The sequence below is a fragment of the Aeromonas sobria genome (assembly GCF_006243315.1).
GTDB classification, from domain to species: Bacteria; Pseudomonadota; Gammaproteobacteria; order Enterobacterales; family Aeromonadaceae; genus Aeromonas; species Aeromonas sobria_A.
Window position 1 is genome coordinate 51,136 of sequence record NZ_NKWE01000043.1, and the last position, 6,903, is coordinate 58,038.

Below are 6,903 nucleotides of genomic sequence, written 5' to 3' on the forward strand. Positions count from 1 at the left end.
CTGCGATGCGATTTACTGACATATTTATAAAACGGCCGGTGCTGGCGATCTCGCTCAGCTTCCTGATCGCCCTGCTGGGCTTTCAGGCCATCTTCAAGATGCAGGTCCGGGAATACCCTGAAGTCACCAACACGGTGATCACCGTCAGCACTGGCTACTATGGTGCCAGTTCTGACCTGATCCAGGGCTTTATCACCCAGCCGCTGGAGCAGGCGGTCGCGCAAGCCGACAACATCGACTTCATGACCTCCTCCAGCCAGCTGGGCAGCTCAACCGTAACCGCCTACATGAAGCTCAACACCGACCCCAACGCTGCACTGTCCGACATTCTGGCGAAGGTGAACTCGGTGCGCTCCCAATTGCCGAAAGAGGCAGAAGACCCCTCGGTCACCTCCTCCACCGGTTCGACCACTGCGGTGCTCTATCTTGGCTTCACCAGCCCGGAGCTCAACTCCAGCCAGATCACCGACTATCTGGAGCGGGTTATCAAGCCGCAGCTCTTTACCGTGGGCGGGGTCTCCAAGGTTGACCTCTACGGCGGGGTCGAGTTTGCCCTGCGGGTATGGCTGGATCCGGCCAAGATGGCAGCCTTCAACCTGACCGCCAGCGACGTGATGACGGTGCTCAACAGCAACAACTATCAGTCCGCGACAGGCCAGGCGACCGGTTACTTCTCCCTGTTCAACGGCAACGCCGAGACCCAGGTCAAGGATGTCGACGAGCTGAAACGTCTGGTAGTGGCAACCCGGGACGGCAAGGTGATCCGCCTTTCCGACATTGCCAAGGTGAGCCTGGAGAAGAGCCACGACATCTACCGCGCCAGTGCCAACGGCCGCGAAGCCGTGGTCATGGCGGTCAACGCCGCACCGACAGCCAACCCCATCACCATCGCCCACGATGTGCTGGCACTGCTGCCGAGTCTTGAGCGCAATATGCCGACCACCATGCATCTCAACGTGATGTATGACTCCACCGTAGCGATCAACGAGTCGATCCACGAGGTCATCAAGACCATCCTCGAGGCCGCCGCCATCGTACTGGTGGTCATCACCCTGTTCCTCGGCTCGTTCCGGGCGGTCATCATCCCGATCATCACTATTCCGCTCAGTCTGATCGGCGTGGTGATGATGATGGATATGTTTGGCTTCTCGATAAACCTGATGACCCTGCTGGCGATGGTGCTGGCGATCGGCCTGGTGGTGGATGACGCCATCGTGGTGCTGGAGAACGTCGACCGCCATATCAAACAGGGCGAAGAGCCGTTCCGGGCTGCCATTATCGGTACTCGCGAGATCGCGGTACCGGTCATCGCCATGACGGTCACCCTGGCGGCGGTATACGCGCCAATCGCCCTGATGGGGGGCATCACCGGCTCGCTGTTCAAGGAGTTTGCCCTGACCCTGGCGGGCGCCGTGTTCGTCTCGGGCATCATCGCCCTGACCCTGTCACCGATGATGTGTTCCAAGATGCTCAAGGCTAACGAAACACCGGGCAAGTTCGAGAGCACAGTCCACCACCTGCTGGAGCGAATGACAGATCGCTACGACAGCATGCTGCATGCGGTAATGAAAAAGCGCATCGTCATCGTGGTGTTTGCCATCATCGTATTCGGCAGCCTGCCGTTGCTGTTCAAGTTCATCCCGAGCGAACTGGCTCCGTCAGAGGACAAGGGGGTTATGGCGGTGCTGGGTACCGCACCGTCCAACGCCAACCTGGACTACATCGAAAACACCATGGCGGACGTGAACAAGATCCTGGACGACCAGCCCGAGATCGCCTTCTCCCAGGTCTTCTCAGGGGTGTTCAACGCCAACCAGGCGTTTGGTATCGCCTCCATGGTGCCCTGGAGTCAGCGTGAAGCGAGCCAGAAAGAGGTGCTGGATCGGGTTGCCAATCTGGTGAAAGACATCCCGGGTATGGCTGTCACCACCTTCCAGTTCCCGGAACTGCCGGGGGCCTCCGGTGGTCTGCCAATCCAGTTCGTCATCACCACCCCGAACAGCTTCGAAAGCCTGTTCCTGGTGGCCGGTGAAATTCTGGCGGCAGCGCAGAGCAACGGTCAGTTCGTCTATTCGGATCTCGATCTGAACTACGACTCTGCCACCATGAAGATCAAGATCGACAAGGACAAGGCGGGTGCCTACGGCATCACCATGCAGGACATCGGCATCACCATGGGCACCATGATGGCAGACGGTTATGTCAACCGTATCGACCTGGATGGCCGCTCCTACGAGGTGATCCCGCAGGTCGAGCGCAAGTACCGTCTCAATCCGGAATCCATCAATGGCTACTACGTGCGGGCCGCAGACGGCAAATCGATCCCGCTCGGCAGCCTGATCAGCATTGAAGTGGTTGGCGAGCCCCGTGCCCTGCCCCACTTCAACCAGCTGAACTCCGCCACCATAGGCGCCGTTCCGGCACCGGGTGTGGCCATGGGTGATGCGATCAGCTGGTTCCAGACCGTCGCCGACGAGAAGCTGCCGCAAGGCTATCGTTACGACTTCATGGGTGAAGCCCGTCAGTTCGTCACCGAAGGCAATGCGCTCTATGCCACCTTCGCGCTGGCACTGGCGATCATCTTCCTGGTGCTGGCGATCCAGTTCGAATCGGTACGCGACCCCTTGGTCATCATGGTCTCGGTGCCACTCGCCATCAGCGGGGCATTGATTGCCCTGGCATGGGGATTGGCGACCATGAACATCTACTCGCAAGTGGGCCTCATCACCCTGGTGGGTCTGATTACCAAGCACGGCATCCTGATCTGTGAAGTAGCTAAGGAAGAGCAGCTGCTGCGCGGCATGAACCGGATGGAAGCCGTGATGCAAGCCGCCAAGGTGCGGTTGCGGCCAATCCTGATGACCACTGCCGCCATGATTGCCGGTCTGATCCCGCTGCTCTATGCCTCAGGCGCAGGGGCAGCACAGCGGTTCAGTATCGGTATCGTCATCGTGGCAGGCCTGGCCATCGGTACCCTGTTTACCCTGTTTGTGCTGCCGGTGATCTACACCTATCTGGCTTCCGAGCACAAACCCTTGCCGGTATTTGATGAGACCATTCCGCCCAAGGCAAACAGCGGACACTGATCATCAACAGCGTATCAAGGCCCCGATCAGGGGCCTTTTTTATGACGCTCAGGAAAGACGACATAAGTGCATGAAGCAGTTAAACTAAAAAAAACACTATCCAGACCGCAAGGACGCCATGTCAGGACTCTTCTCCAAGACCGCCAAGGCCGTGGGCCGTAACGGACTCTCATACCGCCTGCTCTCCTACATTCTGGTGTGCAGTACCGTACTGGCGCTGATCATCACTGCTCTGCAACTCGCTTGGGATTACCGCAAGGATGTCGCCGTTATCGAAGATAGCATCGGCCAGATCGAAGCCTCCTTTCTGCAACCCATCGCCGCCAGTTTGTGGAACCTGGATGAAGAGCAGGTCAAGGTGCAGATCGAAGGGATCATGAACCTGCCCAACATGCAGTTCGTGATGGTTAAGGAGATGCTCGGCAACTCCGAAGTACCGCTGCTGACCCAGGGGGTCGAGCGGGAAAGCTATGACATATCCCAGGAGTTCAACCTCACCTATCAGGGGGAAATCGTCGGAAAACTGTTCGTCGCGGCCTCCCTTGAGCAGATCTACCAGCGCTTGATCGAAAAATCGGTGCTGATCATGGTCAGCCAGACCATCAAGACCCTGGTGGTCTCATTTTGTATCCTGATCATCATTTACTACCTGGTGGTCAGACACATCAATCGCATTGCCCACTACGCCCAGAGATTCAATCTTGACCGCCTCGATATGGAACTCGAGCTGGAAGGGCGACCGCAACCACGCCAAAAAATGGATGAGCTGGATACCCTGGTCTCCACCCTCAACCAGATGCGCACCCGACTGCGTGACGAACTGGTTGCCCGCCATCAAGCGGTCGAGCAACTACAACAGGAGCGGGATTTCTCCGCCACCCTGATCAACTCCGCCAACATGATCATCTGTTGCATGGAGCCGAACCTGACTATCGCCAGTATCAACCCGGCAGCCATACTGCTGACCGGCTACCACCAGCAGGAGCTGTTGCAGCACAACTGGCTGGATCTGTTTGTTAGTCCGAACAAGCGGGCAGAAATTACCGGCATCTTGTCAGCAGATGGCTCGCTATCGGACAAAGAGGTCATCATGCATGACCAGCAGGCACACGAGCTGGTGCTGCAGTGGACCTTCGTTCCTTTCTACGATGGCCCCAATCTCAAGTACCAGATCGGGTTCGGCTACGACATCACCCAACTGAAAAAGGTCGAGCGGGAGATTATCCAGCTCAACGAACAGCTGGAAGGCAAAGTGGTGGAACGCACCCGCAGCCTGAGCGAAGCCAACGGTCAGCTGGGCAAGGCGTACGACGACCTGAAACAGGCCCAGCAGACCCTGGTGGAGTCGGAGAAAATGGCCTCCCTCGGTTCACTGGTGGCCGGAGTGGCGCACGAGATCAACACCCCGATCGGCATCAGCGTGACAGCCTCCTCCTACCTGCAGGAGCGAGTCGCTGACTTCAAGTCACACATCGACTCCAAGCAATTGTCACGCTCCTATCTCACCGAGTTCACCGTCAACCTCGATGAGTCAATGCAACTGCTGCAGAGCAACCTGCGCCGGGCCTCGGAGCTTATCGCCAGCTTCAAGCAGGTGGCAGTCGATCAGTCATCGGAAGCACGCTACAACTTCAGTCTCGCCGACAACCTTCATCAGGTGGTGGTCTCCCTCGGCCACAAACTGAAGAAGAGCCAGTGCGAAGTGGATATCCAGTGCGATCCCAAACTGTCGACCTTCTCCTTCCCCGGCAGTTTTACCCAGATCTACTCCAACCTGATCCTCAACTCCATCAACCACGGGTTCGACAACTGGGACAAACCCAAAAAAATCACCATCAAGGTGGAGCAACAGGGAGAAGACCTGCTGATCGACTATTCGGACAATGGCCGCGGCATACCGCCGGAAATATTGCCGCGCATCTTCGACCCCTTCGTCACCTCCAAGCGAGGTCAGGGTGGCAGCGGGCTGGGCACTCACATCATTTACAATCTGGTGGTGCAACTGCTGCGTGGCCGCATCAACTGCATCAGCGCGCCGGGCAATGGTGCCCAGTTCCATATTCGCCTGCCGATCCAACATAACTGAACGCTGGCTCTTGTGAGCCAGCGGCTTTATCCCCATCATGCTGTGATTGCATTCTTAATGAGCGGAGAACCTCGCAATGGCACAGCATTTTGACTATATCGCCATCGGTGGCGGCAGCGGCGGTATCGCGTCTGCCAACCGGGCTGCCATGTACGGCAAAAAAGTCGCCCTGATTGAAGCCAAAGAGTTGGGTGGAACCTGCGTCAACGTCGGCTGCGTACCGAAGAAGGCCATGTGGTATGCCGGCCAGATCGCCGATGCCCTGAAATATGGCGCCGACTACGGCTTTGACACCACCCTCAACCACTTCAACTGGGCCAAGCTGGTCGAGTCCCGCCAGGCCTATATCGGCCGCATCCACCACTCCTATCAGAACGTGCTGGGCAAGAACCAGATCACCGTCATCAAGGGCTTCGCCCGCTTCGTCAGCAGTAACACCATCGAGGTCAATGGCGAGCACTACACCGCCGATCACATCCTGATCGCCACTGGCGGTCGCCCGGAAATTCCGACGATCCCGGGCGCCGAACTGGGCATCGACTCCGACGGTTTCTTTGACCTGCAAAGCCAACCCAAGCGGGTTGCCGTAGTCGGTGCCGGCTACATCGCAGTCGAGATCGCTGGCGTGATGCAGGCGCTCGGCTCCGAGACCCATCTGGTGGTACGCAAGCACGCCCCGCTGCGTAACTTCGACCCCATGATCCACGAGACACTGGTCGAAATCATGGCGCAGGAAGGGCCCAAGCTGCACACCTACGCCATTCCCAAAGCCGTGCTCAAGAACGCTGACAACAGTCTGACCCTGCAGCTGGAAGATGGTCGCCACCTCACCGTCGACTGCCTGATTTGGGCCATCGGCCGCGTACCAGCTACCGACAACCTCAATCTGGCTGCCGCCGGCATCGCGCTGGACGAGAAGGGCTTTATCCCGACCGACAAGTTCCAGAACACCGCCGTCGCCAACATCTATGCGGTGGGTGACAACACAGGTCGCATCCAGCTAACCCCGGTGGCCGTTGCTGCGGGCCGTCGCCTCAGTGAGCGGCTGTTCAATAACAAGCCCAACGAGCACCTCAACTACGATCTGGTGCCAACCGTGGTGTTCAGCCACCCGCCCATCGGCACCATCGGCCTGACCGAACCGGAAGCCATCGCCGAATACGGTGAAGATCAGGTGAAGGTCTACCGTAGCCAGTTCACCGCCATGTACTCGGCCCTGACCCAGCATCGCCAGCCCACCCGGATGAAGCTGGTCTGTGTCGGCCAGGAAGAGAAGGTGGTCGGTCTGCACGGTATCGGCTTTGCGATGGACGAGATCCTGCAGGGCTTCGGCGTCGCCATGAAGATGGGGGCGACCAAGGCAGACTTCGACAACTGCGTGGCCATTCATCCCACCAGCGCGGAAGAGTTTGTCACCATGCGCTGAGGCTGAGGGAGTTGGGACATAGAGGTCAAACCGACCACTGCATCCCCACTCCCCATCCGACCTGCACAGAAGAGTTTGTTACTATGAGGGGTTAATGTAGAAAACCCACCTACACACGTTCTTACTCTAGAAAAACTGATAGGCCGGAGCCTCGTTCTCTGGCCTTCATTTATCAACTCATCGATACACAGCCTCTTCTAAAACGTTTATGCCCCATTTCGAGTTAGCAGAGTGACTTGAGGTTGACTCTGACATACTGAGTTGACCGAATTTTAGTAATGATACGGTAATCCCCCCATTTTTAG

3 protein-coding genes are annotated in these 6,903 nt (G+C 57.7%); all 3 read left to right on the forward strand.

Going from position 1 to position 6,903, the window contains the following annotated elements; all coding sequences use genetic code 11:
- Window positions 1-5: 5 nt before the first annotated feature.
- The 3 genes from CF137_RS14300 (at window position 6) to gorA (ending at window position 6,598) form a co-directional block, all read left to right on the forward strand.
- Window positions 6-3,086, forward strand: coding sequence for a multidrug efflux RND transporter permease subunit (locus CF137_RS14300; RefSeq protein ID WP_139719799.1), 3,081 nt, complete (start codon window positions 6-8; stop codon window positions 3,084-3,086).
- 118 nt (window positions 3,087-3,204) lie between these two features.
- Window positions 3,205-5,172, forward strand: coding sequence for an ATP-binding protein (locus CF137_RS14305; RefSeq protein WP_139719801.1), 1,968 nt, complete (start codon window positions 3,205-3,207; stop codon window positions 5,170-5,172).
- A gap of 76 nt (window positions 5,173-5,248) precedes the next feature.
- Window positions 5,249-6,598, forward strand: coding sequence for a glutathione-disulfide reductase (gorA, locus tag CF137_RS14310; RefSeq protein WP_139719803.1), 1,350 nt, complete (start codon window positions 5,249-5,251; stop codon window positions 6,596-6,598).
- Window positions 6,599-6,903 lie beyond the last annotated feature (305 nt).

What these genes read in the sequence shown, in the direction of transcription:
- CF137_RS14300 (WP_139719799.1), top strand. Translation starts at nt 6, where the DNA reads ATGCGATTTACTGACATATTTATAAAACGGCCGGTGCTGGCGATCTCG.
- CF137_RS14305 (WP_139719801.1), top strand. Translation starts at nt 3,205, where the DNA reads ATGTCAGGACTCTTCTCCAAGACCGCCAAGGCCGTGGGCCGTAACGGA.
- gorA (WP_139719803.1), top strand. Translation starts at nt 5,249, where the DNA reads ATGGCACAGCATTTTGACTATATCGCCATCGGTGGCGGCAGCGGCGGT.